The sequence below is a fragment of the Oleiphilus sp. HI0067 genome, assembly GCF_001635735.1.
The window spans coordinates 1-792 of record NZ_LWFI01000488.1 but is presented as its reverse complement, the minus strand read 5'-3'; the positions used below and the strand labels follow the sequence as shown (position 1 = coordinate 792).

The 792-nt window shown below is 46.5% G+C and carries 1 protein-coding gene; it reads right to left on the bottom strand.

The features are described from left to right. Nucleotides 1-792 (bottom strand): wax ester/triacylglycerol synthase domain-containing protein (locus A3739_RS05865; RefSeq protein ID WP_304440261.1); only part of this gene is annotated, 792 nt, incomplete at both ends.

Genomic DNA, 792 nt, shown 5'->3' with positions numbered 1-792 from the left:
GTCGCCAAAATCATAGCAATTTGATTGCCTGAATCACTATCGTCTCGACGCATTGACATAGGCACCATCGCAACCAGAGGTTTATCAGGCAAAGCATTCAAACTAATTAAGTAATTACGCAATGCACTACCACACACAGCCATCACCACATCATTTAGAGTACAGCCCGTTTTTTTCGCGATATTCTTGAAGCGCTCTGAGGGGTACGATTGCGCCGCAAATCGACGAGAGCCTGTAATACGCTGATTCAATATGCTCGGAGGGGCCTGAAACGCAGATGTATAATCAGGATTCGTACTGGCTTGTTTTACGGCATGCGTAACTTCTTTAACGAGAGTTGGAATCGTTGAAATCTGCTTGCCAGCTTCGCCCACTAGATCCGTCAAACTCTGAATGACATCTGAGCCTTCTACCTGAGCATGCGAACGCTGCTTTCGCGGCATCGCCCAGAGTGGCGGCTGATCACGCACGCTTGGATCTTCAGACATCAAACGCATGCCCATGCGCATTGCCGCAACACCATCGAGCATGCAGTGATGGGCTTTGTAATACAGAGCAAATCGTTTACCGCGTAAGCCTTCAATCAAATGAACTTCCCACATAGGGCGTTCACGATCCATTAGGGCACTATGTTTCACTGATACTAGGGACAGAAGTTCACGAATACGACCAGGCTTTGGCAAAGCGCTATGACGAAAGTGATGTTCGATATCAAACTGTTTATCTTCATTCCAATAATAGCGACCAAATCGTTTTACTAAACGTTGATTAAATGGCGCAATCGGCTTTTGA